This window comes from Paenilisteria portnoyi (assembly GCF_014322795.1).
Classification (GTDB): domain Bacteria; phylum Bacillota; class Bacilli; order Lactobacillales; family Listeriaceae; genus Listeria_A; species Listeria_A portnoyi.
The window spans coordinates 54,336-81,031 of sequence record NZ_JAASTT010000003.1 but is presented as its reverse complement, the minus strand read 5'-3'; the positions used below and the strand labels follow the sequence as shown (position 1 = coordinate 81,031).

Below are 26,696 nucleotides of genomic sequence, written 5' to 3'. Positions count from 1 at the left end.
TCCAAGTTGCTATTTTTATTTGGTATTATAACATTGCTATGCGCTTATTTAATAACAGGTATTGATACGCGACGCATCTCCACATACGCCTTATCCAGACCAATAATCTCCACTTTATTAGTCGTCGCAGAAATGAAATTGTTCGCATAGGTCACTTTATATTTATTCGTTACGCGATCAATCGTCGCTTGTTGTTTGACCACAGCATTCACTGAAAAACGCACATAAGCTATATCTTTCCCACACGCCCCTGCAATTTCTTTCGTCCCTAATTTATAATTTGCTGGCGCGGTTAATGTCGCTTGTAATGCTGGTTTGACGACAACCGGGGTTATAACTTGTACTTTTTTCGTTGCGTCTAATCCTCTCACTTCCACTTTACTCGCTGTTGCAATACCATATTTTCGCATCTCCATAAAACTATATTTTCCGACCTGGTTTGCTATGTTCGTTGCCTGTCCTTTATTCACACCGTTGACCAACAATTGAACTGTTACGATATCTTTACCGTACGTGCCCATCAATTGCGGATAATCTACAGGATAGGCCTCTACTTTCAAATCATAATCCTTCCATACCGTCACCGCGACAGGGATTCGTTTTTGCTCGACAAACGCGCCATCCACGCCCTGTACTTCGACTTTCAGTGTTGCGTTCGTTATATGTTGCGCAGCATTCTCAAAACGATAACTTCCATCAGTACTAAGCGTCGCACTGGTCTTGTTCACACCATTCACACATAGACGTACCCCTTGAATATCTTTACCAAAATTTCCTGTTAATATCTTACTTTGATTAATTACAAAAGAGGTAGTTGTTAAACTGTAATCTTTCGGCGCATTCACACGTACTAACAGCCGCACTCGTTCCTGATAAACCTTGTTTACACCAACAATTTCCACAACATCATTCACCGTTTTAATATAAGTCGATGCTTTTGCAAAGGTATAATTTCCATTTCCATCTGTCGCTGCTTGCTCGACAACCTCACCATTCACCCATAAACGAACTTTGAACACGCTATCACTATACGTCCCAGCGAACGTAGCGGTTTCTCCAATCGTATAGTCCTGAGCTGTCACTTGGAAGAGGGTACTCATAACAACTGGAATGCGACTTGCCTCTTGCCCCCACTCATTTCTCCCGACGATTTCTACCTCTTTAGATACACTATTCAGAAGTAGTGTTATATCTTTTAACGTGTAGTTACCATTCCCCTCCAACGGTATATCAAGCATTTCTTTTCCGTCTATCCATAATGATACCCCTGCAATAGAATGACCGTGCGTGCCTGTTAAAGCGCGTTCGGGATAGGAAATCACATATGGAACGACAGTCATACCATAATCTAGATATTGGATCTCTATCTCCTGACATATTTCATCGTCCACACCTTTTCCACGAAGAATAAACGTATCTTCCCAGCGAATATTTTTGGCGGCAAGTCCCGTGATTTGGAAGGTATTAATCCCTGTAATTGTGACGGGTACCTCGATATCTCTAATCACCGCAGAAACCACTCGGATGTCTCGCCCAAACGTGCCCGTAATCTGGTCCGTTCCTAATGTATAATCGCTTCCTGTCAACGTATAATCGAGCGATGCCTCTAATACGCGTACGGGTAATCGATATCGTTCCACACCTTGGCGGTCTATCGCAATCAGTTCCAGAATATCGCCTGGGCTAATCATCATATCTTCCACAGAGATTGCATAACGACCAGTTCCATCCAGCGTTGCATTTTTTGTCATGCCAGCTGTTTGTAGCTTGATGGCGTAGATCTCAGCACCGTATGTTCCGGTAATCTGCGTATCATGAATTGTATAATCCGTGTCCGTTGTGATAGATACGTCTGAAAGGAACGTAATTGCCACTTGTTCCACTTGATTTCCACGAATATCCTTCCCAATGAAAGAATATGTTGCTGTTCTCTCCACCAGTTTAGTAGCGATATTTGAGAAAAGAAAGGTGCCTTGACTATTGACGCTAGCTTCATCGATTTTCACATTTCCCTTATGTAACTCGACTGTACAAATGGGTAGAAAACACTGACTTTGATAATCTTGACTTGGTGTTACATCATCGTAAACAACTTTTTCTACAAATAATGATTTATGCAGCACCTCAATTCGTTCATTCAAAACAGTTTCGAAAGCGGTTTCTTTTTTATGCGTAGTTAATCTATTATTGTTGACCGCCACATGTTTAATGACTGTATCTCCTATATTTTCAGGGCTCGCCACAAGCAACAAATCCGGTTGCGCCCATTTCTCTGGGTAATAACCTTCCAACGGCTGATGATAGATCCGATTATTATGCAAAACGACTTCTTCTGACATAACAGTACGCCCATTTTCTTCGCCTAATCGAATTGTCATAAAACGCGGTTTCGTTGTGAATGAGCTTACCACACCTGTTTGCCCACTTCCGTTTATAATCCCTTTCATATGGAAATCATTATCCAAAATTTCTAAACCAATCCCTCGCGTGTGCGTCACACTTCTTCCATCATCATTACGCTCTACATTGTTGCGCTTTTTCACTGTGATAGTCCGCAATGGCAAGCGGATTTCTCCTTCCAATTCAAGCGTATTTTCTGTCACGACTACATCGGATACTTCTCCAATAGCCTTCTCAGTTGGATTCTTGGATACTTCACGCTGTGCGGCGAAAAGGAAGCCAAAAATATGCACACTTCGAACTTTCGCTGTATTTCCTTGTAGTCGAACATTGCTGGCACCGCTGAGTCGGTAGGGTAGATACAGGGTGTGAGGGGTTGTAGGCAAGGGTCTTATCTTCTCTTTATTGTCTCTCGGATTAACCTGCAAATCACCATTTAATGCGATTATTAAGGGATTGCACGGGTTTTCTTTTGGTATAATATTGTTCACACGTTCAACCTCATCCCAGCCCGCCGTAACGTGATTCCCTGTAATAACTAGTTCTGTATTATTTGGTCCATAACTATCGATGCCACCGTCGAACATCTCCGTGCTATTTTTAGGATCATTGACAGAATAATAGTGATAGACGCCGTATCGTTGCATCCAATCGGTCACTTTATTGTTTATAACACTCACTTTTTCGTTACCTCGGTATATTTGGATGCCTGCACGTCCTGTATTGGTAGTCTGATTACCCTCCAGAATAACATCATAGCAAAATTCCAGCGAAATACCGCTTAAATAACCTATGTTTTTTATATCACAATCTATCACACGTAAATTTTCAATTCCACCAAAATTAAAGCCGTTTTTCCCAACGTTTTTTCCATCCACTTCTACGTTACGAATAGTGATGTTTCGCATTCCTTTGTATGGCGTGTAATTTCCTACGTATGGGCCAGTGATGGTTAGTAGTGATGGGGATGCTAGGAAATTGAGTTTAGTGTAGTCGAGGGTCAAACTGATACCTTCATTTCCTGCTGTTATCATGAATTCAAATCTAACATCTTGAATGCATACATCATGGAGATAGTTCGGATTTTCCGACGTTGGTAAATTACTAAATCCAGCTTCTCCATCTGTACCTAAGCCAAAAACAAATATTGCTTTTTCTTTAGTTGGGTTAAGCTTAGAGTCCATTGTCGTTTGAATCGTTGCTTTAGAAATGAGGCGAAGTGATCCTTTAACAAAGTAGGTTCCTGGTAATACCTCGATAAGAATATCCTCTCCTGTTGCTTCCAACGCTTGTATGCGCGTATTCCATAATTGTTGATTATCGGTAGCATATCCTTCCACGTAGTTGTCACGATTAATCAGTTCAATCATTTCTTTAATTGCCATTTCTTCTTCCTCCATCTCATTCTCTTATTTTTTGCTCATTCATTTCTTCTTCCTACTTTATTTGAGAGCACAGTCGTCATAGCGACTGTGCTGAACTCACCTAATTTTTCTTTCTTCGTACTAGATATACCGTAGCACCTAAGACACTGAATACTCCTGAATACCACATAAATAAATTTCTACTATCACCTGTAAATGGTAATTTAACTGTCGTGCTTCCTGATGATTTGGATATGTCGGGACCTGCTGTTGTACTAGGCGTACTAGGTTTTTCCGAATCCTCCTCTATTGGTTTCACTGTAATCGGTACAATAGGAGTCACAGGACGTCCTGGAAATGGAGGTTTTATTGGATTTATTGGCTTCACTGGGGGCACAATAATGCTTGGTATTTCCTTCTCCCATGTCGCATATAACACCAAATTCTTTAGAGTATCATAACTTTCTCCTGACAAATAGCTGATTCCCGAACCATCCGCCGCCGTATTCCAAGCTATAAATGTATATCCTTTTCGTTGCATGTCCTCTCCATGCGCAATCAAAACGGGTGAATTATCTATACTGAAAGGGGTTACTTCAGGTAATTTACTCGTCGCATCTGCTCCATTTCCTTCATAGGTTACTGTATAAACAGATTTCTTCCAGTTTGAATGCAAAATTAGTGATTCATTTGGCATCGTATCTTGTTCGAAATTCCATAATCGTGAAGACACGCCTTCCCCCACAAACCAACCTAAAAAATCATACCCTAATTTTGTCGGATTCGTTGGTTCTACTACACTTTCTCCCGGAAATATACTCTGAGTTGGTGTTTGTGATGATGCCTCATCGGAATCAAAAGTAACTGTCTGATTCAAAACAAAGGTATAAGATACAAATACCGTTCCTGAAAAGCGCTCCGTGCTATCAACAAAAGAGAAATCGACTTTCTCTGCTCCCGTTAACGCATTAAAAACCACTTGATTCTTCATGGCATCATAATAACTTGGAACATTAGGGTGAGACCATGGTTTGATATTGGTTACACTCATGTTCCTGTCATCTATAATTGGATTATGAACTTTCAGCATCCCCTCTTGGTTCGAGTACTGCATAGGGATTGTTATATATTGACTTTGTATATTCAGATTCTGCCGTTCTTCAAATCGTGCTACATTACTTATATTTGTAATCTCATTATTCTGCACCCATATTTCCACATTATCTGGCAATACATTGACGAAACTAGCATCGGTTATTTTATTTCTCGCGACAGATAAATAGTTTAAATTAGTTAAACTTGCTAACGACCCTATAGTTTCAATCTGATTTCCTGCTAACCCCAGTTCGTTCAAAGATGTTATGAATTTTAATGGCATCATATCTGTTATCTGATTATTCCGTAGATTCAAATTTCGTAACTTCGGCAAGTCACTCAAAGGCGTCACGTCCTGTATCTGATTATCCTCCAACAGAAGGTAATCCAATTTCACATGCCCTTTCAGCGGGGTCAAATCTTCAATCTTATTTTGATTTAATGAGACGAACTCTAACTGTGGTAATCCTTCCAGAAAATCAAGCGTCGTCACTTGGTTTTTGTCACCTGATAGCCAGAACAACTTCGTCAAATTGCCTATTGGGGAAAAATCAGTGGCTGTGATATTTTGAAAATATAATACTTTCAAATCTGGTACCTCTTTTAATAAAGTTAAGTCTTCGATAGTGTTGTTTTCGATATTAAGATATCCTAGTTTCGGAAAATATTTCAGAAAATCGAGTGATGTCAATCCGCAATCACCCAAATCTAGCCTACTTAACTCGGGTAGCTTCTGTAAAGGACTAAGATCTGGTAGCTCTTTACTTCCACTGAAATTAATTGCATCCAAGTTAGGTAAATTCTCGATGCCTCCAAAATCTAAATCACTTGCTCCCAAAATACGCAAGCTTTCTATCGTCGTCAACTCCTCATAACTCACATCCCATGTCGTATAGGAATCTAGTGCTTGTGCAGCCGCGTAAGCAATTCGTCCATCAGAAAACCACTCTCTAAAAGATTTTTTTTCGGATGGGTCGGGGGTTGGTAACTTCTCTGCGTTTACTTTTTTAGATTCGGATGTTTCTGGCGCTTCTCCTGTTAGCGCTTCCTTGTCTTCTCCAAAAACAGAAAGCGGTGCTACTACCAATGCCAGTGTTAAACTGCACATTGTGATTTTCAGCCATTTGTAGTTTTTTCTCATACCTTCACTCCTCTATGCTACTTTTCTATCTATTTCCAATTATATTAGAGTGAAATTCACTATACAATAGCAGAAATGGCTGATAATGGATATAAAAGCTGTAAAACCCTTTTTTATTGGCAATGTGATTTTATTTACCTATCCTATTGAGTTAAACGGTATTATACGGTCAATTCAAATATGTCTAAAGAATGTACGATTTAGGCTGTAAGTTAGCGCTTAGATTAAAGATTTATGACTACATAATAAAAATCCCCACTCTCGCAAGTAGGGATTCTTCATTGTATTTAATTCTCGCTATAAAATTTCAACGCGGCTTGTGCTGCTTCGCCTTTTGCGATTTTACCACCGTGGAATGTGATCGAGGCTTCTAGCGCGTTCAGTGTATGCAGGACGTTCTCTTTGCGGCTGCTAAAGCCCATGTTTCCGATGCGCCAAATCTTGCCGGCAAGAGAACCGAATGAACTCGCGATTTCGACGCCGTAATGGTGCAGTAATGTTGCACGCACGGCTTCTCCATCAAGGCCTTCTGGAATATTCACACACGTTACGGTTGGCATTTTACTAGACATATCGCCGAATAGTGTTAAGCCCATTGCGTTCAAGCCTGTCATCATCGCTTTTTCGTGCTTGCGGTGACGGGCAAAACGGTTTTCTAAGCCTTCTTCGTGCACGATTCTTAAGCCCTCACGTAGCGCATAAATCATCGATGTCATTTCTGTGTGGTGGTTGATATGTTTTGGTCCCCAGTACTGCTGAATTTGGCTGAGGTCTAAGTAGTTACTCGAAATGAAGCGGTCGTTTCGGACGTCTTTTGTTAGGCCTAGTTCGACTTGGTAACGGGATGCGAGGATTTTCTCGACTTTTGCGTTATAGGTTATTGGCGCCATTCCGGTTGGGACGCTTAGGCATTTCTGCGTGCCAGCAACGGCGATGTCTACTCCCCACGCGTCGGTTTGGAAGTCTGCACCGGTGAATGTTGCGACCGCATCAACCATGAATAGGACGTCGTTTTCCTTACAGAATAACCCGATCTCTTTCAAGTCTTGCATTTGGCCCGTGGATGTTTCGCCATGAACCATGATCAGCATTTTTGGGTTGTACGCTTTAATTTCGTCGATAACTGTTTTCGGGTCAAAAATTGTGCCCCACTCTTGCTCGACGATCTTGACTTGCGCGCCTGCACGTTGCGCGAGCTCCGCCATTAAAAAGCCAAAACGGCCAAATGATGGTACGAGTACTTTGTCGCCTGGTTCGATAATCCCGCAAACTGCTGCTTCAAGTCCCGCGCGAGCTGTGCCATCAACGGCTAGCGCCCATTCATTTTCTGTTTGAAATGGCATTTTTAAAAGGTTGGTTACGTCGTTCATCATCGCGAAGAATTCTGGATCATATTGCCCTAGAATTGGTGTGCTCATTGCTCTTAATACGCGTGGTTCGGCCTCTACTGGTCCGGGAGTCATGATTGTCCGAATTGATGCTTGTAGTTCTTTTACCATATTATGTTCCTCCTTCGTTATTAAAAAAAGAGCGGTTGACCGTTTATGTACATTTATTCACAACTTTACTTGGGAATTCATCATACACTCTCCATTGACCGACCGCCACAATAGCTATGCTTCTGCTTTTATTTTAAGATAATTCTAAACGGGAAACATTAGCCAACCAGCACAAAAAGGATCTCCCTCTTTGTTCATAGTAGACAATATTTTCTAACGACAAATGGAGCACTTCTATAGTACAATTGAGAGGACTAAACTTTGGTGTGGTCCGATGCTTGTTCGTCCAGCCAATGGAAGGGGTTTTTTACAATGACAACGATGTCCGAACTGCTACTAACGCCAAGATTTTCTAATATTGAAGTGATAAACGCCAAGGCCGATTTAGAGAATATGGTCGATACGATTGAGATTTCGGAGACGCCCGATATTGTTGCTTATCTGCCTAAAAATACATTTTTGCTCACGACTGCGATGGCTTTTCAGAATGATCCGGAAGCGCTTTGTAAATTGATTGAAGATTTGCATCGTTTGCCGGCTGCAGGGCTCGGGATTAAGTTGGGGCGTTTTATTGATAAATTGGATCCGATGGTGATTGAGACGGCGAACCGCTTGGAGTTTCCAATTTTGCGGATTCCGCTTACGGTGACGCTGGGCACGATTTCGCACCAGTTGTTGTCTTATATTTGGGATCATCAAACGGAGAAGTTTCATTATGCGATTGATATTCAGCAGAAGTTTTCGAAAATGATGATTAAGGGCGCATCGCTGCAGTCGCTGATTCAGAATTTAGGTGGTATTTTGAAGCGGCCGGTGGTGTTGATTAATCCGTTTTTGGAGGTTGTGGCGAGTACGCAGCATTTTAAACAGCCGAGTTACGCGACGACACTAGATGATATTCATGAGAAGCTGAAAAAGACGCCGGAGCTTTCGAGTGAAATGACGTTTTTGCTGGAAGATGATACGTTGTTGATTTCGGTTTTCCCGGTGAAAGTGACGACGTACTATCCGTATTTTCTGGTGATTTTGAAGGCGGATCAGATTCCGTATCCGTTCTCGCAACTCGCGATTGAGCAGGCGAACACGATTATTTCGTTTACGATTTATAAGAATCAGAAATTGGCGGAAGGTAACCGGACGTTGCGTGGGAAATTTTTCACGAAGTTGTTGCAAAAGGGCGAGGATGACGCGGAGTATACGCGGAATTTGCTGGATTATGGGAAGGGTTATGGTTTGTTGCCGTCGGATTATTATCGATGTTTGGTCGCGGGAATTGATGAGAGTTCAATGGCGCTGAAGAATTTGACGTTGCAAGAAGAGATTTATTCGCTGACGTATGAGTGGTTGGAGCGGGAATTGCATCGGAATTTTGAGAACGCGTTGATATTTCCGCACCCGACGGAGGATAAGTTTATTATTTTGTTGCAGCAGCATGAGGCGGAATTGAAGGAGCGGTTGACTGCGATTCAGACGGCGCTTGATCGGTTGTTCCCGATTTCGATTTCGTTTGCGGCGGGTAACGAGGTGTATGAGACGGCTTCGATTCATTATTCTTACATGGAGGCTGTGGATACGTATCGGCAAAGTGAGAAGGACCACTATCACTCGTTTGTGCATTTTTATGAGTCTAAGGGAATTATGGAGTTGATGCAGTTTATTCCGGTAGAGCAGATTCAGCATTTTTGTTTGTTCACGCTGAAGACCCTGGCCTACCCGCAAAATGAGATGCATCAGGAGTTGCGGCGAACGTTGCAGGTGTATTTGAGTTGTCAGTGCGAGATTACGGAGACGGCGAAACAGTTGTATATTCATCGGAATACGGTGAAGTACAGGATTGCGAAATGTGCGGCGTTGCTCGATCATCCGATTACGCATGCGGATTTTTCGCTGAAGTTGCGGTTGGCGTTGTTGTTGTCGGACAAAAAAGGTTGAGCTAGGATTTCTAGCTCAACCTTTTTTTAGAACTGTTGAAACTGATCAACTGGCATTACAAACACCGTCGCACCGCCAACTTGGACTTCAATCGGGTACGGCACATACGTGTCTACCGTTACGCCAAGTGATGCTGCCGGGCTCATGATTTGTTCGCGGGCCTTGCAGTTGTTTTTAATAATTTCAAGCGCGGTTTCGACTTGCTTGTCTTCCACACCAATAATAAAAGTCGTGTTTCCTGCTTTTAGAAAGCCACCTGTTGATGCTAATTTCGTGGCACGGAAATTGGCATCCGTTAACGCGTCGGATAGGCGGTTGCTGTCCTGATCTTGAACAATCGCAAAAATAAGTTTCATCATTTTCCATCCCCTTACACTGTTTTTCTTTATTATATCAGAAATTTGGCGAAAGCTTTACTAATAAAACCTCGTGGCGGGCGGGGCTCATCTCGATATGTAACAAGTGATGTTAGCCTAGTCTTGCTCGGATTCGTTCGAAAATATCTGTGACAATTTCTTCGATGGTTCTTGTGGCATCAATGATCTCAATCCGTTCTGGGAACATGTCGCGTACGGTCTCGTAGCCTGTTTGTACTTTGTTGTGGAATGTCACATCTTCCATGTCGAGGCGGTTGACTTCGCGGCCTTTATTGGCAGCGATTCTTGCCAAGCCAACATCTGCTGGAACGTCTAAATAATACGTCACATCTGGCATCGTTGTTTCAACGGCAAATTGATTGATTTTCAAAACTTCGTCGATCCCGATATCGCGTCCAACGCCTTGGTAAGCAAGTGAACTGTCAATAAAGCGGTCGCACAAAACTAGTTTTCCGTCAGCGAGCGCTGGGCGAATGAGTTCCACGACATGTTGGCGTCTCGCCCCTGCAATCAATAAGGCTTCAGTTTTTGCGTCCATTCTGCTATCGAGATCGTTCAGGAAAATCTCACGCACGACATCGGAAATTTTGCTCCCACCTGGTTCTCTCGTTTTTACAAATTGAATTCCTGCTTCTTCTAAACGCTCTGCTAAACGCGCGCCGACCGTTGTTTTTCCTGATCCATCCGGACCTTCTAACGTGATAAAAATACCGTTCATTTTTTGTTACCATCCTTATTCGTTTTCTTAGTTCTAAGCATACCATGAACCGACGCAAAACGCTTATATTTATATGAAAATTTTCATTTGGTTTTGGTGAAGTTTTTCGCCGCCTTGGTAGTGATGTTTTTGAACTGATAAAAGTACCTCGATGTGTGCCGTTGTTATTTTCTCACCAACCAAAATGACTGGAATTCCTGGTGGGTATGGGATGACCATTTCTGCGGCGGTTTTGCCGATTGTGTCTTCGAGTGTTTCAAAGTAGGTTGGACGAGTTGTATCGGTGGCTAGTATTTTTGTGATTGCCGGGATTGTCATTGCGTCAGGCTCAGATTGTTTACCAAATTCCAGGGTATCCCAGTTTAATGAAACAGTAGGGACCTGGAATTCCATGCCTTCTTTGATTAGAGGTAATGTAAGTAACACATTATTAGCGTCCGCGAGTTCTGGATAGTAGCCTGCTTGCTCGAATATTGTTTGGAGGTCGAAACCTGATAAGCCATCTTTACGAACGCTGAGCTTTAGTGGATCGTCAGGTGTGATGACAGTAAGGTTATTTTGCCGAAGCCACACTATCCAATCTGCGCGCATTTTTAGGAATGCTTTTATGTCCTGTTCATTGTAGTTTGCCACATAATGACGCGCGTAATCAAGTGATGCCATGATTAAATAGGACGGGCTGCTCGATTGCAACATTTGTAGATATCTCGGAATCTCGGCTAATTCTTCGCGCCATTTTGGTATATGTAAATAAGATCCCATCGTCAGAGCTGGCAGGGTTTTATGGGCGGACTGGACGACAACATCCGCGCCGAGTTCTATGGCTGAGACTGGAAATAATGATGCATCTGCTTGAAAATGAGCACCGTGCGCTTCGTCAACAAGTACGAGTGCGCCAAATTCTCGGCAGGTCGCGATACAGCTCGCTAGATCAAATCCGAAACCGTAGTAGCTTGGATAGGTGAATATGACGGCGCGAATCGTTCCCGTCTGTAAGGCTTCACGTAATAGTGAAGCTTCAACACCTTTCGCCGTCCCTGTCTGCGGTTCCTTTCGTGTCGTCAAATAAATGGCATGAACGCCCGCCAAATCTAACGCATGCATCACTGATTTATGGCAATTACGCGACACTATCACCGTATCCCCACGCTTACAAGTCCCCAGAATCATCGCCAAATTCCCGACGGTTGATCCGTTCACCAGCATGTAACTGCGATCTGTATTGTAGCATTCGGCAAGTAGTTGCTGCGCCTCACGTATCGCGCCTTCTGGGTGATGCAGGTCGTCCAATCCCGAAACTTCCGTGAGATCATGACGCAAAACTTCGCGATATTTCCCGGGAAATAATAGCCCATTTTTATGTCCTGGCACGTGTAGGGATGTTGCCCCCTCGTGATTTCTTAAAGCCTCCACAATCGGCATCTTGTTTTGCATCTAGAACCCTCCAATCTTATCTCATCTATTGTATCATAAACGTTTAATCTCCCACCATCAGGGAAATTTACATAGTAGGAACTAAAAGCAAGGAGGAGACAGCAAAAATGAAAAAGATTCTAAATGAAGTCGATCAAGCCGTGGAACAAATGGTGGAGGGTCTCGTTAAAACGCACAGCGATCTTGTTTACCGAGTGGAAGGAACGCGCGTCATTGCTCGTAACGATAAACGTCCTGGAAAAGTCGGACTCGTCAGCGGTGGCGGCTCTGGTCATGAACCTGCACATGCTGGTTATGTTGGTAAAGGAATGCTTAGCGCGGCAGTTTGTGGAGACGTTTTCACATCACCTACGCCGGATCAAATTTTGGAAGGAATCAAAGCGGCGGATCAAGGAAAAGGCGTCCTTCTCATCGTGAAAAATTATACGGGTGACGTGATGAATTTTGAAATGGCGGCGGAACTCGCGGAGGCAGAAGGGATTAGCGTCGCGTCCGTCCTCGTCAATGATGATATTGCGGTGGAAGATAGCTCGTTTACAACTGGTCGGCGCGGCGTTGCAGGGACGGTATTTGTCCATAAAATTGTAGGCGCGGCCGCGGAGGCTGGTGCCTCACTCGAAGAACTCCAAGCACTCGGTGAAAAAGTCGTGGCTTCCGTCAAATCGATTGGCGCAGCCTTGTCAGCCGGGACGGTGCCTGAGGTGGGACATCGCGGTTTCGAACTTCCAGAAGACAAGATTGAAGTCGGCGTTGGGATTCACGGCGAGCCCGGATCTAGTCGCGAAAAGGTGATGACCTCGCATGAACTCGCGAATTTGCTTTTTGCTCGTATTAACGCGGAATTGGTTCTTGGCGCGGACGACAAAATCGTTGTTCTCGTCAACGGTATGGGCGCGACGCCACTCATGGAGCAGTATATTTTCGCCAATGATGTGCATAAAATCATCGCGGCACACGGGATTCCGATTGCGAAAACGCTCGTTGGTGACTTCATGACATCGCTTGATATGAACGGCGTCTCCTTGACAATTTTGAAATTAACGGATGAAAAATGGCTCGATTTGGTGAACTATCCTGTCGTGACTAGCGCGTGGAAATAGGAGGGATTGCAATGACTTATAATCTAAAATGGGCGATTGGGTGGCTGACGGATTTCAGCGATCGTGTCATCCAAAACAACCAGTTGCTCAGCGACTTGGATCAAGCGATTGGCGATGGTGACCACGGGATTAACATGGCGCGCGGCCTCACGGAACTGAAAAAAACGCTGGCGGAGAAAGAGCCGACAAACGTAAAAGAGGCGTTCAAAACGGCTGGCATGACGATACTTAGTAAGGTTGGTGGCGCTTCTGGACCGCTGTATGGTAGTGCTTTTCTCGCGATGAGTAAAGCGACCGAAGCAGGCACGTTGACCCAGGCTAAATTAATTGAGGCGCTGGAAGCTGGACTGGACGGGATTGAGCACCGTGGCAAGTCGCATGCTGGCGAAAAAACGATGATTGATGTGTGGGAACCGGTCATCCACGCCCTGCGCCAAGACGAATTGACTGGCGATGTCATTGAGGCCTCGCTCCAAAAAACGAAAGATCTGAAAGCTACGAAAGGCCGTGCCGCTTATCTGGGCGATCGTTCCATCGGTCATCTCGATCCAGGCGCTTACTCTTCTGCGCTACTTTTCCAAGCCTTACTCGCACAAGAGGAGCTGAAATAAATGACCAAAAAATACGGTATTGTGATTATCTCCCATTCCCCGGATGTCGCATATGGCATTCACCAAATCATTCAGGAAGTCGCTCGTGACGTTGCGATTACACACGCTGGCGGAACAGATGACGGCGAAATCGGCACGAGTTTTGAGAAAGTCAGCACTGCTTTTGAGACCAATGAAGCGGATTATCTCTACGCTTTCTACGATCTTGGCAGTGCAAAAATGAACATCGAAACGATTATGGAAATCTCAGATAAGGAAATCCTCCTGTTCGATGCTCCTATCTTGGAAGGCGCTTACGTCACTGCGGCCCAACTCCAGATGGACGAGCGCATCGATGTGATTAACAAAAACTTAGAAACTATTATTGTGAAATGAAAAAAGAGGATGGGACATAATCCCAATAAATCGGCGACAAGCTTTCGCTCGATTTGTATAAAGCAGAATTTTTCGTCCTACCCGAAGAAACGGGAGAGCGTTTTTGCTTTATCTTGAGTTTTGTCTCAACCTCTTAGACTGTAGAAAAACTATATCTCGCGCAAAACCTGACCGTTTCTCCAAACCTCAGCGTGTCGACAAATGCCTAGTTTCTAGGCAAAAGTGAGTACCGAAGCGGAGCGTACTAGAGTACGTGAGCATCGGAACAGAACTTTTAACGACGAAAATGGGCGTTTGTCGATACGCTGAGCCTCACCAACTAGCTTTTTTCACGCCGGGAATTTGTCCTTTATGTGCGAGTTCTCGAAATGTAATCCGAGACATTGCGAATTTGCGCATATAAGCTCGTGGTCTGCCGTCAACTAGATCACGATTTTTATAACGAATCGGATTGGAGTCTTTCGGCAATTTATTCAGAGCTTCTATGTCACCGCTTGCCTTTAATTCACGTCTTAAGTCAGCATATTGCGCGATTAATTGACGTTGTTTCGCCGCTTTTGCTATTTTAGATTTTTTAGCCATACATTTCCTCCTTTGATAATAGTAATCATTACGATTTAACAAGTATACTCTTACTCGCTACATAAATCAAGTTTTTCAATTTTAGTAGCTCGGAGCCAAGCTCTCAAAAAAAGGCTACTACTCTGCTTTTAATTGATCTAAAAACTTAGTCGCTGCAATGGACATCGCCTGATTCTTTTTCCAAATCATGCTTAATGACGCGTCCAATTCCGGTTGAAGTGGAACAAAAATCAGATTACTTTCCGTTGTATTAATGATTCCATCGATACACAGAGCACAACCAACGCCTTGCTCAACCATCAAGGAAGCATTATATAACAAATTATAGCTACCCACAATATCTAGTTGATCCAGGTCGTTTCCCAGCCATTCAGAAATTTGATTGCTTACCAAACTTTGCTGGGAAACGAACAACGGAATTCCTACTAAATCAGTTGGTATGATTGTTTCCTTTTCAGCTAAGAAATGATCACATCTAACGAGCAACCCCCACCTATCTTTCTGTGGCAAATTGATATACGCATATTTTTGTTTGTTAGTCGGATTAACAACCACCCCAAAATCTAACAGACCAGCATCTAATTTTCCCATGATATCATCTGCATTTCCACTATACAAATTCACCTTTACTTCGGGATACGCATCCATCATCCGTTTCATTGTTTTGGCAATCAGCGACATCGCCTTAGTCTCTCCGCCTCCAACATAAATTTCTCCAGCGACAACCTCATCCTTCCTTAAATTCATGGTCGTCTTTTCAACTAAAGTCAGTATCTCATTGCCCTTGCTTAATAAAAATAGGCCCTCTTCTGTTAGGCTGATTTCACGATTCCCTCTCTCAAAAAGAGTAACACCTAACTCTTCCTCTAACTCTTTTAATTGCTTAGACAATGTTGGTTGAGAGAGGTGTAGACTTTTGGCTGCTTTGCTAATATTTCTTTCTCTGGCTACTGCTAAAAAATAGTTCAATACTCGAAGTTCCATAAAACCTCCTATAATAATTAGTTATATTTGATTATAGTTTATAGGTATTAGACATATATATAATACTACCGTAAACTGAGGATGACAAATAGTTAGGAGGGATTATTTTGGCAGACACATTAAGAAACCGCATTAGTAATCGAGAAGTAATGGTATCTGATCCGATTTTTGAAGAAATTCATCACTTGCAGGAAGAGAATGAAGAACGGTTAGTTCATTTAAACCATGCCTTCCATTCCAAACAAGGGAGGAATCAAATTTTATCTGACATTATAGGCGCAAAAATAGACGATACCGTCACGGTACTTCTTCCCTTTCATACCGATTTTGGAAAGCACATTACACTCGGAAAACACGTTTTTATTAATAGGAACGCGATGTTTGTTGATTTAGGAGGCATTACACTCGACGATCATGTTTTAATTGGGCCTCGAGTAAATCTGATTACAGTCAATCACTTAATAGAACCTACAAATCGTAGAGGGCTATTCACAAAACCCATTCATATTAAAAAAAATGCTTGGATTGGAGCAGCCGCCACCATATTGCCTGGTGTCACGATTGGCGAGAATTCTGTTGTCGGGGCAGGCGCTCTTGTCACCAAAGACGTTCCGGATAATGTCATTGTCGTTGGATCACCCGCAAAAATCACAAAGAAGATTGAAAGCTAATAAATCAGCACCATAATAAAAATAGGCAAGACTGTAACTAGCACTTACAGCCTTGCCTATTTTGGGATGAGACTCTATAAATAAGCTGCACACAAAAAGACTTATTTATAAAGTCCACTCTATTTTACCTCATTTTTGTGATTCCGTCAAAATTTTGTCAGAAAATACTTTTTTATTTAAGCTAACTATTATTATAGTCTGAACAGCTTTGTTTTTAGTTTTTTCCTAAGAATTGCTTAACTTCTCGGTCGACGCCAATATTAGCATGGAGCCAACTGTGTTGCGCGAATCGCCCAGTGAACAGAACTTCCTCGTAATCGTTATTACTAAATAAGAATGCCGCACTCTTCGCACTATCAACGGCAACTGGCCCATCGCTCCGACTGCCATCATCCAAATCCCCAACGATATTCAAGACTTGCAAATCGTGCGGAATCTTATCTTTATGCTTCATCATTTCTTGAAAGTAAGCCGATTCTTTTTTTGGTCCATTAGTCGTTAAATCATACGGTGTTTCCCCATCGCTAGATACTGCGGAACCGTTGAATGGTGTCCCAATCGCGGTGAATTTGTCCACTTTTGGATAGCTGTCCGATTGATAATTATACTTTTGCAAGAAGTTCACAAACGTCAAACCACCGTAGGAATGTGCAACGATATCCACTTTTTTAATGCCATAATCATTTTTTAGCGTGTCCATCGCCTTGGAAAACCATGTCGCATTATTCGGTATAATCGATCGCGGATTTTCAAAATTCACACGAATCATCGGCCGCTTCATGCCTTTATCGTAGACGCCCGAAGCCTCGATATCTCCATTTTCACGAACGAGCAAAGTCAACGAACGCGTCGCAAAATTAGTCGCGCTATAGCGAACCGTCGTTGTGAAAAACGTCCAATTCGAGCCGTCAAAACCATGAATAAACACAATTGGCTCATCGTCCGAACTCGCAGAACTAGAAATATTCAAAGCTTGCTTCACGCGGAAACTTAGCGGATCAAACAGCGTCGTTCGAAAACTCATAAACAAAAGCACCACGATAAGTACTATTGCTCCAATCATCATACTCCGTTTTCCCTTCAACTTCCACACTCCATTAACCACAAAACTAGAGACCACAACCATGATCTCTAGTCCTATTTTATTTCGGCGAGTTTCTTAAGTTACGATGTCTAGCTTCACGAAAAAGATAAAAATATTTGGCTTCTGCTTTCTTTAATTCATATTCCGTTTCCGAGTTGTAGCCAAAACTTTTACGCGCAATATCTCGATGTTGATTCCATTTTTCTTGGGTAACCTCGATTAATTCTACTAAATACGCGTCATATGATTGATGCATTTTCCCTATCTTTTGTTTCTTTTTACGTGGAGATTTCGCATTTTTGTCGCTTCTTGTTTCCATTTTCGCTCACCTCGTTTTTAAATTTCGCGTCGACCTTCTAATGCTTTAGATAGTGTCACTTCGTCAGCATACTCTAAATCGCCACCAACTGGGAGTCCGTGCGCAATTCGCGTCACTTTTATGCCCGATGGTTTCAGCAATCGCGAAATATACATCGCCGTCGCTTCGCCCTCCACATTCGGGTTCGTCGCCAAAACTACTTCTTGAATCGTGTCATCCTGCAAGCGTTTCAGCAAATCAGGGATATTAATATCTTCTGGACCAATCCCATCCATCGGCGAAATCGTCCCGTGAAGCACATGGTACAAGCCGCGGAAATCACGCATTTTTTCCATCGCAATCACGTCTTTTGCCTCTTGAACAACACAGATAATACTGCGATCACGCGACGTATCCGCACAAATATAGCACGGATCCTTGTCCGTAATATGGCCACAAACGGAGCAAAAACTTAAATTACGTTTCGCGTCCACAAGCGCCTTCGCAAAATCAAGCACATCTTCTTCTTTCATGTCCAACGTAAAAAAAGCCAGCCGCGCCGCCGTTTTCGGTCCGATCCCTGGCAATTTCATAAAGCTGTCCATCAGCTTAGTTATCGGCTCCGGATAATGCATCTGGGGTTTCCTCCTTACCTCGGGTAAATCGGCGGCAAGCGTTCGCATTTCAGCGATTTGGCGGAGTTCCGGTTCTCATGTACAGTCGTACACTCCGCTTCCGGCTTCCACCAAATCGCTGAAATACAAACGCTTTCGCTCGATTTGTGCATTGCAAAATCTTGATCCTGTACAAAAATTGGCAAGCTCTTAGTACTACTCTTTTTTTCAATCAAGTCAAAAACTTCATTAATTACATTCCTGGTAAGTTCATACCTTGAGTGAATTTGCCCATTGTGGATGCAGTTGTGTCTTCTACTTGTTTTAGCGCGTCGTTTGTTGCTGCTAAAATTAGGTCTTGTAGCATTTCGATGTCTTCTGGGTCTACTACTTCTTCTTTTACGATGACGTCTGTTACTAGGCGTTTTCCTGTCATTTCAACGGTTACCATGCCGCCTCCTGCTGTTCCTGTGAAGCTTCTTTCTTCCAGTTCTGCTTGTGCTTTTGCCATTTCTTTTTGCATCTTTTGCATTTGTTTCATCATACCTTGCATATTTCCCATTCCACGCATTATTAAATCTCCTCTTTCTTATCTTAGTTTTTTATTCTTTAATTTCAAGTAAGCCTTCTCCAACTAGTTTCGCAGCTTCACTGATAATCGGATCTTCTGCCGGTTCTGATGGTTTTTCACCGCCATCTTCTGATTCGGTGTTGTCCGCATTTTTCAGGAAGTTCTCGCGGATTTCGCCCCATTGATCTTCGGGAATGCCAATGAAGGAGTAGTTATTCTTCGTCAGCCGCGAAATACCGTTCGTTACTGTTTCTACAAAATTGGGATTATCCATCGCCATTTGACAATGAATCTCATGCTTAAATTTTAACACAAAAGTGTCGTTAGAGGCAGCTACGGGCTCTGCTTCGTTTAAAAGTGCGGCTTGTGAGGCCATCAGCATCGAAATCAGGTCGCTCCAACAACTGCGAATTAACTGCAAATCTTGTTTTTTCGCAGCGCTTAGTACGGAATTGATCCGTCCGACTGGTGCTTTGAATTGCTTGTTTCCTGAGATGGCTTGCTTCTTGCGCGGTGCCGCGGATTGGCCATTTGCTCCATTCGCGGCTACTGCACCATTCGCAATTTGACGTTTTAAATCGTTCAGCTCTTGTTCTAAACGGTCAACCTTGTTCACGAGTTCGGCAACATCTTGACTCGGCGCGACCGCTGTATTCGTTGTGGTAACAGCAACTGGAGCTCCTCCGCCAACTTGAATCAACTGTACAAGCGCAACTTCGATGTAGATTCCTGGATGATTGGAAAATCGCATTTGTTGGCCAGCATCGTTTAAAATCGTTACGTATTGGTATATTTTGTTCGCATCGGCAGACGTCACCAATGTTTGGAACGCTTCATCAATCACCGCGCGCTCCAAGGCATCTGTTAAATCTGGTGCCTTTTGGAATAGCAACACATCGCGGAAAAAGACGAGCAGGTCTTCCACTAGGCGAACCGGCTCTTTACCTTCTGCGAGTAGTCCGGATAACTTTTCTAATGCCATTTTTGCGTCGGAATTGATCACTGCTTGGACGAGTTCGGTGAGCATGCCTTGTGCTACGGAACCGGTGATTTCGAGTGCGTCGGCAACCGTGACTTCTTGCGTACCGTACGAAATAACTTGATCGAGCAAGCTTAGCGCATCACGCATCCCGCCTTCTGCTGCGCGGGCCACAATGTCGAGCGCCTTTGCATCGTACGCAATTTTTTCCTCTTCTAAAATGAACGCCAAGCGCCCAATAATATCTTGCGTCGTAATTCGTTTGAAATCGAAACGCTGTACCCGTGAAATGATGGTCAGCGGCAACTTATGCGGCTCTGTCGTCGCCAAAATAAAGATCACATGTTTCGGTGGCTCCTCAAGCGTTTTTAAGAGCGCATTGAAAGCTCCCGCCGAAAGCATGTGCACCTCATCGATAATGTACACTTTATACTTCGCGATGGTCGGCGCATATTTCACCTTTTCCCGAATATCGCGAATTTCCTCGACACCGTTATTGGACGCCGCATCAATCTCGAGAACATCAGGAATCGAGCCATCCGTCGTACCCGTACAAATCTCACAATCGTTACAAGGCTCGCCGTCCACACTATTCGGACAGTTAATCGCCTTCGCAAAAATCTTCGCCGCACTCGTTTTACCCGTTCCACGTGGACCAGAAAACAAGTACGCATGAGACGTCTTATTTTGGACGATAGCATTTTTGAGTGTTCGCGTTACATGTTCTTGCCCAACCACATCTTGAAAACTTTGTGGTCTGAAAACACGGTATAGTGCCTGATACCCCATATTTACTCCTTTCAGCGAAGCGACAAGCGTTCATCTTCGTCGTTAAAGTCTGTGTTCCGGTGCTCATGTACAGTCGTACACTCCGCTCCGGTACTCGCCTTTGCCTAGAATCTGAGCGCTTGTCGCTCCGCTGAAGGTTTGGCGTTTTCAAAGACTAACTTTTAAACAATAAGAACTTTGTCTGCTATCTGCGTATTCTGTATTTCCATTATAGCTTATAAAAACATATTTGATAAGTTCGAGTTAGCCTTCAATTTTCGAGACTAAATCCTTATGTTGCTGGATTACTAGAGCTTCGATTCCGTCTAGCATTCGGGTGATTCGTTTCTTACGCGTGAATCCTAGCATGCCGCCAACAAGGATGTTATTCCAACGTGCCATCGATGTTTTGGCTTCCACTGTCTCATCATAAATCACTTCACACGTATGCTCTGTAACAGCCTCAATCGTGTAACTCGTCGTATGTGTATTTACATGCGTTTTCGTCTGAAATTCATACACTTCGGGCGGCGTACATTTCGTAATAATCATGATGGCTTCTGAACCATTCGCCATTTTGCGCTTAAATTTCAAGCCCTCAAGCTTTTGTACAAGTGGTTTCTTCCCCGTTGCCGCCTTTACATCATGGACAACTGAATTCATAATCGTATCAAAACACTCTTTTTGCGAGATCGCGAGTTTTTTCGTAATTTTCAATGGATTAACGCTCCTTCTTCACTTTATTCCGTGGCAACTTCTTCTCTAAAATTATCCCATTTACGCGCTCCTTTTACAAGCATATAAGGAAAGAAAATGAGATTTGTAGTATAATGGGAGAGAAATGGAGGTCATAGCATGGCACAAAAAGCAGATTTCCCAGACTTCGACAACGGCAAACTGGTGAAGAAAAATGATTACACCATCGTGCTCCCAGGTGATAAAGAAATTATTTTACCAACGAAAAAGAAGGCTGACGATGAAAAAAACGAGTCCAAGGATGCAGAATAGGAGAAAGCCTCGATAATTAGATTTCGAATCTACGTATCGAGGTTTTTTTCGTGGTATTCATTTTTCGAATAACAGATACCTCGATAGCATGAGTATGCAGAATAACGATTGTACTTCCAGCGTTTTCCCTCGTATAATTTGAGGTGTAGAGAGAATAGTCTTGGAGGTAATACAAATGACTGCAAAAATCACAGAAAATATGAGTTTTAGCCCAGCATTCGAATATATTGACAATGGTATCGAGCACGGTGTCCTCAGCCCTTTTGAAACAAAGGAAGTTATCTTGAAAAAAGGCCAACTAATCGCGGAAGGCTTCAAACCGCTAACATGCGATATTAAAATGTTCAAAGATGTACCCGTTAAATTGCGCGACGGCATCACGATTTACACCGATATCTATTTACCAATTACAGACGCAACAGTCCCAACGCTCATCGCTTGGAGTCCTTATGGAAAAAGCGCCGGAACTGCACCTCGCTACAAAAATCTTTTCAATATGCTAGGTATGGGAAACGCGTGGAATTCAGGTCTAACGAAATTCGAAGCGCCCGATCCAGCTTACTGGTGTGCGCATGGTTACGCCGTTTGTAATCCAGATATGCGCGGTATCGCTCATAGTGAAGGCGACACAACGATGATCGGTTCCCAGGAGGCAGAGGACGGTTATGATTTAATCGAATGGTTAGCCGCTCAATCTTGGTCGAACGGCAAAACAGCCCTTACCGGCACATCGTATCTAGCCTTTTCGCAATGGTATATCGCAGCCGAACAGCCACCTCACTTAACTTGTATCAACCCAACAGAAGGACTTTCGGACGGTTATCGCGATTTAGCGTTTATTGGCGGCATTCCTGATCAAAATTTCATTGAACGCTTGCAAGTAAATCACGTCAGCGCTATAGGTGCCAAACGTGAGGACTTAGTAAAAGAAATGCAAGCTTATCCAATGGCGGATGCTGCTATTTGGAAAGATAAAGTGGCGGATGCGAGTAAAATAACTGTTCCGGCTTTCGTTATAGCAAGTTATTCCAACACACTACACACAATGGGTACCTTCCGTTCATGGCGCACACTAGGCTCCACTGAAAAATGGCTTCGTATCCACGACCGTCAAGAATGGCCATATTACTACGATGAAGACAATACAGAAGAATTGCGTCGCTTCTTTGACTACTATTTACTTGGCAAAGATAACGGTTGGACAAATACACCGACCGTGCGCTATTCCCTTCTTGATTTTCATGGTAGTAATGAAACAGATATACCCGCAGAAACTTTCCCACCTGTCGCTAGTGAAAATAAACGCTTCTACATGAATGGAAAATTCCGTACTTTACAAGAAAATCCTGAGTCAGAGGACTTCCCAGTAAAATATATTGCCAATAGCGTCCCAGGCCGTACTTCTTTCCAAATGACCTTCGACAAAGAAACGCATTTTGTTGGTTATCCGAAAGCAAAACTGTTTATGGAAGTGGACGGCTATGATGATATGGATGTCTTCGTTTGGATTCAAAAAATCGATAAACTCGGTAATGTTTTGAGTGAATTCGTCGTTCCAAATCATGGCGCAGCACTCCAAGATTTCACGCAAGAAGGCGCATCAGCGTTACGTTACAAAGGTCCATGGGGTCGACTTCGTGCTTCGATGCGTCAACTTGACAGCGAAATGGCAACCGATGAAATTCCTGCTTACAGTTTTGAGAGAGTGGAAAAATTGGCTCGAGGTGAAATTGTGGAACTAGATATCGTTTTAAGTCCACTTGGTTTATCTTATGAAGCTGGCGAAACACTGCGAATTGTTGTCAGTACAAAAGACGAACTTGGATCGGTTATGCCAGGAACACCAGGCTGTACACCGGATAATAAAGGCATTCACATTCTTCATACTGGTGGAGAGTACGCTTCTTATCTTCAATTACCTGTGATGCCCAAATAACTTGTAGATTCAAGGGGTTAACTTTATAATAAAACTACTACCAATACTAGTTTGGAATGGAGTTATTATGAAGTTAACCACCTTGAATTATTTCGTTAAAGTTGCGACGGAGAGTAGTTTTACAAAAGCTTCTGAAAAGCTGTATATTTCGCAACCGACTTTAAGTAGGCACATACAAGAATTAGAGGCCGAGTTAGGTGTAGCGCTGTTTATTCGGCGTAACCACACGATTACATTAACACGTGCCGGTGAACAGTTTCTAGCAGAAGTGAACGATATTTTAACACGCGTTGAGAAGTTGGCTCACATGTTTGATGAGCAAGTGAATCTGGATAAAACAGCCCAAATTATAAAAATCGGTTATCTGCCCAATTTCAATATGAGCAAAATGTATGAACTATTGGAGCATTTTAAAATGAGCCATCCTCATGTTTCATTTTTAATGAAGCAAGATACACCGATGAAGCTAGCTGACGGGCTTTTGAGCGGCGAGTATGATTTGGTTTTTAATTTATTAACTTATTTTCAATCTAATGATGCGCTTGAGACAGCGGTATTCCTAGAAAATCATTTACAAATCGCTATGCCTGTTCATCACGCCTTAAGTTATAAGAAAAAGTTGCGGTTTTCAGATTTAAGTCAGGAAACGTTTATCTTACTTGAAAGACAGCAGTCGCCAGTTATTGTGGATTATGTAGTCGGACAAGGCCTCAAAAATGGGTTCAATTTGAAGGCGAATTCTTATGTGAAAGACCTTGATGAGGGACTATCTTTGGTTTCTGTGGGAAAAGGTTCGGCTTTCTTATATTCCGGGATGAATGACGGGACACTGGAGGACAAATATCGGATTAAGATTGTTGACTTAGAAAGCGATAGTGACGATCAAAATATTGTTGCTGCTTTTGATCGAGATCATGAAACCGATCTTCTTTTAGATTTATTCACGTTTATACAGAGGGATTTGTAGTTTAAAAAGATATAAAAAATGGTTCTATAATCAATATCGAGGCAAGATTAATCTTCCTTCGCATTGATTATAGAACCATTTTCTACGTCTCACCTTATTCCTCAGCGTCTTCTACGTCTTTCGCGCGGAACATCTGGTTGTAACGCTCTTCATCTTCTTGGTTGTCACGCACGACTTTAGCCACTGTAAAAGCAGATGAAATCAAGCCGATTGAACCCATGAGATAGTACCCTTTGACCATTAGTGGCTCTTTCAACGTTGCTAGACCAATGACTGTAAGTGTTAGGAACGCTAGGAACGAACCCCACGCTAACATAACAAATGCTGGTGAATTACGATATGCTTTTCTTTTCACATTATCACTCCCTCTTTATTAATTATACCAAGTTTATAGTAAAAAGGATAGGGAATTTTTACAGGGATTATTAGTTAGCTTTAGGATAGGAAAGTAGTGCGCTGTATTCTTGGGATTCTGCGTCATTAGGATCAATCCAATTCCCAAAAACGCTCATGTTCACGGTCACTTCCCCGCGATCGTAGTGAAAAATATAATACCAATCTGTACTTTGTGGGTCATTTGTATTTTTCTTTTCGCGGATTTCTTTGTTGTCCTTGTTGTAAGTGATGTAGTAATTATTTTCTTCGTGCTTCGGGTTTTCAAGATAGGCTTTCCACTTCGCCATGTCTTTTTTGGTCGTTATAATTCGACCGTAACCGCCGCTTTTAAAATCGTAGCTAAGTTCACTTATGTCAATAATATCATCAGTTGGAATGCCATATGCCGCGATTTTTTCGTTGATCGCGGTACTCGCCTTCGCTTTGTTGCTTGTGAAAATGGTGGCTGGGATGGCGATGATGCAGATGACTGCTAGCGCTACGATTCCCCATGTTTTTTTTGTGAACTTCATTTTTTCGACTCCTCGTGTGGTCAATTCGTGATTAACGCTATGATTCATTATAACACAAGATTACATGAAAAAAGCGCCCAAATTAGGACGCATTTTGCTTTATTAGTAGATTCCTTTTTCATTAAAACCGTTTACAAAAAGTTGAATATCCGAGAAATAAAAGGCATTCACATAATCTTCGTTTTGAATTGCGAAATCGTACTTGCCTTCTAGATTGGGTTTGGTATCGGAATGCGGATTCCATTCCACGCTTTGTTCTATGGAAAAGAATGTGTAAGGCTCGCCCGCAAATGCTTGGCTGTTTACCTTGATGCCTGCTTTAGCGGCTTCGTCTGTTGTTAGCTTTTTCAACTTCTGAGCAGGTATTGATTTTACACCTTCCACGACCATATTTTCAATAGAGATTGGTAATAGAATAGTGTAGTAGTAAGGGGTTGTGATGGTTTGGAATTTATCGTAAACAGTGTCTTTCATTGCTAGGATGACACTAAACTTCCCCTCGGTACTTGTCATTGTTTTTGTAAACTTAGTTAGAATAATGTTATCGATATCTATTTTGTCTTGCATATCATCGATGGTCACTACTTTTTTTGATGGTTTTAATGGTTTTTCTGAAGTATTTTCAGAGCATCCTGTGATGACGATGAGAGTAAGGATTAATAGTGTAGTTAGTAATTTTCTATACTTCATTATTAAAACTCCGCTTATGTACTTCTAATACTTGCATGTATATGATAGCTTTATTTCACTGTATTATCAACATCTAATGCACCCCTTTTGTTTGAAATGATCAATTATATCTAAATTGGCGATCTTTTTTAAATCACGAAAAGTTCCATTATTTTTGATGGGTTTACAGATCAGAATGAAAAACGCCAAACCATCAGAGGTCGGCGCTTCTGTTTCGTTGTTTATTCCTCTAACTCGACTACTCGATATTTCTTAAAGTTAACCACTGTACGTACTGGTGCATTGTGTTCTTTTTGCAAGTCTTCGTCAATCGCTACTATGGCTGAGTTGATTAGCATCTTTTCGATTCGGCCGAAGTACAATTTATCTTCACGTTCCCACGTCACATAATCCTCTATTTCCCCTTGTATTTCCGGGTTCAACTTTGGAGATTTCCGCAGTTCTAGTAAATTCACACCTTGATTTTCTGCTGGCATTTCATTCACCTCTTTTGTCTAGTATAGCCTATATTGGGGGAATTAGATAGGGCTGAGTGTCATAAGTGTGGTGGCAGGCGGTTACTATTCTTTGTTTGGAGGCGGTCGAACAGG

At 42.7% G+C, this 26,696-nt stretch carries 26 protein-coding genes; 8 read left to right on the top strand and 18 right to left on the bottom strand.

Translation table 11 applies throughout. The features are described 5' to 3' along the window. Nucleotides 1–44: 44 nt before the first annotated feature. The 3 genes from HCJ66_RS03165 to HCJ66_RS03155 all read right to left on the bottom strand — a co-directional run bounded on the left by HCJ66_RS03165 (nucleotide 45) and on the right by HCJ66_RS03155 (nucleotide 7,499). Complete coding sequence (locus HCJ66_RS03165) at nucleotides 45–3,785, bottom strand: right-handed parallel beta-helix repeat-containing protein (protein WP_187131851.1); 3,741 nt, start codon at nucleotides 3,783–3,785, stop codon at nucleotides 45–47. Between the two features lie 100 nt (nucleotides 3,786–3,885). After that, nucleotides 3,886–6,000, bottom strand: a complete 2,115-nt coding sequence (locus HCJ66_RS03160; protein WP_187131850.1) for a leucine-rich repeat domain-containing protein — start codon at nucleotides 5,998–6,000, stop codon at nucleotides 3,886–3,888. Nucleotides 6,001–6,287: 287 nt separating this feature from the next. After that, nucleotides 6,288–7,499, bottom strand: coding sequence for a pyridoxal-phosphate-dependent aminotransferase family protein (locus HCJ66_RS03155; protein WP_187131849.1), 1,212 nt, complete (start codon nucleotides 7,497–7,499; stop codon nucleotides 6,288–6,290). Nucleotides 7,500–7,811: 312 nt separating this feature from the next. Here HCJ66_RS03155 and HCJ66_RS03150 point away from each other — a divergent pair, with 312 nt between their 5' ends. Continuing rightward, nucleotides 7,812–9,431 carry a PucR family transcriptional regulator gene (locus HCJ66_RS03150; RefSeq protein ID WP_187131848.1) on the top strand — a complete coding sequence of 540 codons (1,620 nt, stop codon included), beginning with the start codon at nucleotides 7,812–7,814 and terminating at the stop codon, nucleotides 9,429–9,431. Nucleotides 9,432–9,457: 26 nt separating this feature from the next. Here HCJ66_RS03150 and HCJ66_RS03145 read toward each other — a convergent pair whose 3' ends face one another. The 3 genes from HCJ66_RS03145 to HCJ66_RS03135 form a co-directional block, all read right to left on the bottom strand. Next, complete coding sequence (locus HCJ66_RS03145; RefSeq protein ID WP_185388721.1) at nucleotides 9,458–9,787, bottom strand: cyclic-di-AMP receptor; 330 nt, start codon at nucleotides 9,785–9,787, stop codon at nucleotides 9,458–9,460. 112 nt (nucleotides 9,788–9,899) lie between these two features. Next, nucleotides 9,900–10,526, bottom strand: a complete 627-nt coding sequence (gene tmk, locus HCJ66_RS03140) for a dTMP kinase (RefSeq protein WP_187131847.1) — start codon at nucleotides 10,524–10,526, stop codon at nucleotides 9,900–9,902. A 69-nt stretch (nucleotides 10,527–10,595) separates the two neighbouring features. Further along, complete coding sequence (locus HCJ66_RS03135) at nucleotides 10,596–11,960, bottom strand: aminotransferase class I/II-fold pyridoxal phosphate-dependent enzyme (protein ID WP_187131846.1); 1,365 nt, start codon at nucleotides 11,958–11,960, stop codon at nucleotides 10,596–10,598. A gap of 107 nt (nucleotides 11,961–12,067) precedes the next feature. Here HCJ66_RS03135 and dhaK point away from each other — a divergent pair, with 107 nt between their 5' ends. From dhaK to dhaM, 3 genes are read left to right on the top strand one after another with little or no spacing between them, the layout of a single operon-like run. Beyond that, nucleotides 12,068–13,060: a dihydroxyacetone kinase subunit DhaK gene (gene dhaK, locus HCJ66_RS03130; protein WP_187131845.1), complete on the top strand. Its 993-nt coding sequence runs from the start codon at nucleotides 12,068–12,070 to the stop codon at nucleotides 13,058–13,060. 11 nt (nucleotides 13,061–13,071) lie between these two features. Next, on the top strand, nucleotides 13,072–13,671 hold the full coding sequence (dhaL, locus tag HCJ66_RS03125) for a dihydroxyacetone kinase subunit DhaL (RefSeq protein ID WP_187131844.1): 600 nt from the start codon (nucleotides 13,072–13,074) through the stop codon (nucleotides 13,669–13,671). Further along, complete coding sequence (gene dhaM, locus HCJ66_RS03120; protein WP_187131843.1) at nucleotides 13,672–14,046, top strand: dihydroxyacetone kinase phosphoryl donor subunit DhaM; 375 nt, start codon at nucleotides 13,672–13,674, stop codon at nucleotides 14,044–14,046. It begins immediately after the preceding gene. 312 nt (nucleotides 14,047–14,358) lie between these two features. Here dhaM and rpsN read toward each other — a convergent pair whose 3' ends face one another. Then, on the bottom strand, nucleotides 14,359–14,628 hold the full coding sequence (rpsN, locus tag HCJ66_RS03115; RefSeq protein ID WP_181677085.1) for a 30S ribosomal protein S14: 270 nt from the start codon (nucleotides 14,626–14,628) through the stop codon (nucleotides 14,359–14,361). A gap of 117 nt (nucleotides 14,629–14,745) precedes the next feature. Then, the gene (locus tag HCJ66_RS03110; RefSeq protein ID WP_187131842.1) at nucleotides 14,746–15,612 is read right to left on the bottom strand and encodes a LysR family transcriptional regulator; all 867 of its coding nucleotides are present in this window, start codon (nucleotides 15,610–15,612) and stop codon (nucleotides 14,746–14,748) included. Between the two features lie 104 nt (nucleotides 15,613–15,716). Here HCJ66_RS03110 and HCJ66_RS03105 point away from each other — a divergent pair, with 104 nt between their 5' ends. Then, nucleotides 15,717–16,283, top strand: coding sequence for a sugar O-acetyltransferase (locus tag HCJ66_RS03105; RefSeq protein ID WP_343068955.1), 567 nt, complete (start codon nucleotides 15,717–15,719; stop codon nucleotides 16,281–16,283). Nucleotides 16,284–16,497: 214 nt separating this feature from the next. On the opposite strand, the gene HCJ66_RS03100 is transcribed toward HCJ66_RS03105, so the two are convergent. The 6 genes from HCJ66_RS03100 to HCJ66_RS03075 form a co-directional block, all read right to left on the bottom strand. Next, a complete protein-coding gene (locus HCJ66_RS03100; RefSeq protein WP_187131841.1) occupies nucleotides 16,498–17,367 on the bottom strand; it encodes an alpha/beta hydrolase in 870 nt (289 codons plus the stop codon). A gap of 58 nt (nucleotides 17,368–17,425) precedes the next feature. Further along, a complete protein-coding gene (locus tag HCJ66_RS03095; RefSeq protein WP_181677082.1) occupies nucleotides 17,426–17,686 on the bottom strand; it encodes a YaaL family protein in 261 nt (86 codons plus the stop codon). 17 nt (nucleotides 17,687–17,703) lie between these two features. After that, nucleotides 17,704–18,300, bottom strand: coding sequence for a recombination mediator RecR (gene recR / locus HCJ66_RS03090; RefSeq protein ID WP_181677147.1), 597 nt, complete (start codon nucleotides 18,298–18,300; stop codon nucleotides 17,704–17,706). A gap of 232 nt (nucleotides 18,301–18,532) precedes the next feature. Beyond that, nucleotides 18,533–18,850, bottom strand: a complete 318-nt coding sequence (locus tag HCJ66_RS03085; RefSeq protein ID WP_036067665.1) for a YbaB/EbfC family nucleoid-associated protein — start codon at nucleotides 18,848–18,850, stop codon at nucleotides 18,533–18,535. 31 nt (nucleotides 18,851–18,881) lie between these two features. Then, nucleotides 18,882–20,618, bottom strand: a complete 1,737-nt coding sequence (gene dnaX / locus HCJ66_RS03080) for a DNA polymerase III subunit gamma/tau (RefSeq protein WP_187131840.1) — start codon at nucleotides 20,616–20,618, stop codon at nucleotides 18,882–18,884. Between the two features lie 243 nt (nucleotides 20,619–20,861). Beyond that, nucleotides 20,862–21,314 (bottom strand): DUF3284 domain-containing protein, encoded by a 453-nt coding sequence (locus HCJ66_RS03075; RefSeq protein ID WP_181677080.1) that lies wholly within the window; start codon nucleotides 21,312–21,314, stop codon nucleotides 20,862–20,864. 138 nt (nucleotides 21,315–21,452) lie between these two features. On the opposite strand from HCJ66_RS03075, the gene HCJ66_RS03070 reads away from it, so the two are divergent. From HCJ66_RS03070 to HCJ66_RS03060, 3 genes are all read left to right on the top strand, one after another. After that, entirely contained in the window at nucleotides 21,453–21,605 is a 153-nt protein-coding gene (locus HCJ66_RS03070) for a hypothetical protein (RefSeq protein ID WP_187131839.1), read from the top strand. Between the two features lie 175 nt (nucleotides 21,606–21,780). Beyond that, nucleotides 21,781–23,541, top strand: coding sequence for a CocE/NonD family hydrolase (locus HCJ66_RS03065; RefSeq protein WP_187131838.1), 1,761 nt, complete (start codon nucleotides 21,781–21,783; stop codon nucleotides 23,539–23,541). 67 nt (nucleotides 23,542–23,608) lie between these two features. Continuing rightward, a complete protein-coding gene (locus tag HCJ66_RS03060; protein WP_187131837.1) occupies nucleotides 23,609–24,508 on the top strand; it encodes a LysR family transcriptional regulator in 900 nt (299 codons plus the stop codon). A gap of 94 nt (nucleotides 24,509–24,602) precedes the next feature. Here HCJ66_RS03060 and HCJ66_RS03055 read toward each other — a convergent pair whose 3' ends face one another. From HCJ66_RS03055 to HCJ66_RS03040, 4 genes are all read right to left on the bottom strand, one after another. Further along, the gene (locus HCJ66_RS03055) at nucleotides 24,603–24,863 is read right to left on the bottom strand and encodes a YiaA/YiaB family inner membrane protein (RefSeq protein ID WP_187131836.1); all 261 of its coding nucleotides are present in this window, start codon (nucleotides 24,861–24,863) and stop codon (nucleotides 24,603–24,605) included. 70 nt (nucleotides 24,864–24,933) lie between these two features. Further along, on the bottom strand, nucleotides 24,934–25,416 hold the full coding sequence (locus HCJ66_RS03050) for a hypothetical protein (protein WP_187131835.1): 483 nt from the start codon (nucleotides 25,414–25,416) through the stop codon (nucleotides 24,934–24,936). 102 nt (nucleotides 25,417–25,518) lie between these two features. Then, a complete protein-coding gene (locus HCJ66_RS03045; protein WP_187131834.1) occupies nucleotides 25,519–26,106 on the bottom strand; it encodes a hypothetical protein in 588 nt (195 codons plus the stop codon). 221 nt (nucleotides 26,107–26,327) lie between these two features. Further along, nucleotides 26,328–26,582 (bottom strand): hypothetical protein, encoded by a 255-nt coding sequence (locus HCJ66_RS03040; RefSeq protein ID WP_187131833.1) that lies wholly within the window; start codon nucleotides 26,580–26,582, stop codon nucleotides 26,328–26,330. Nucleotides 26,583–26,696: the final 114 nt, after the last annotated feature.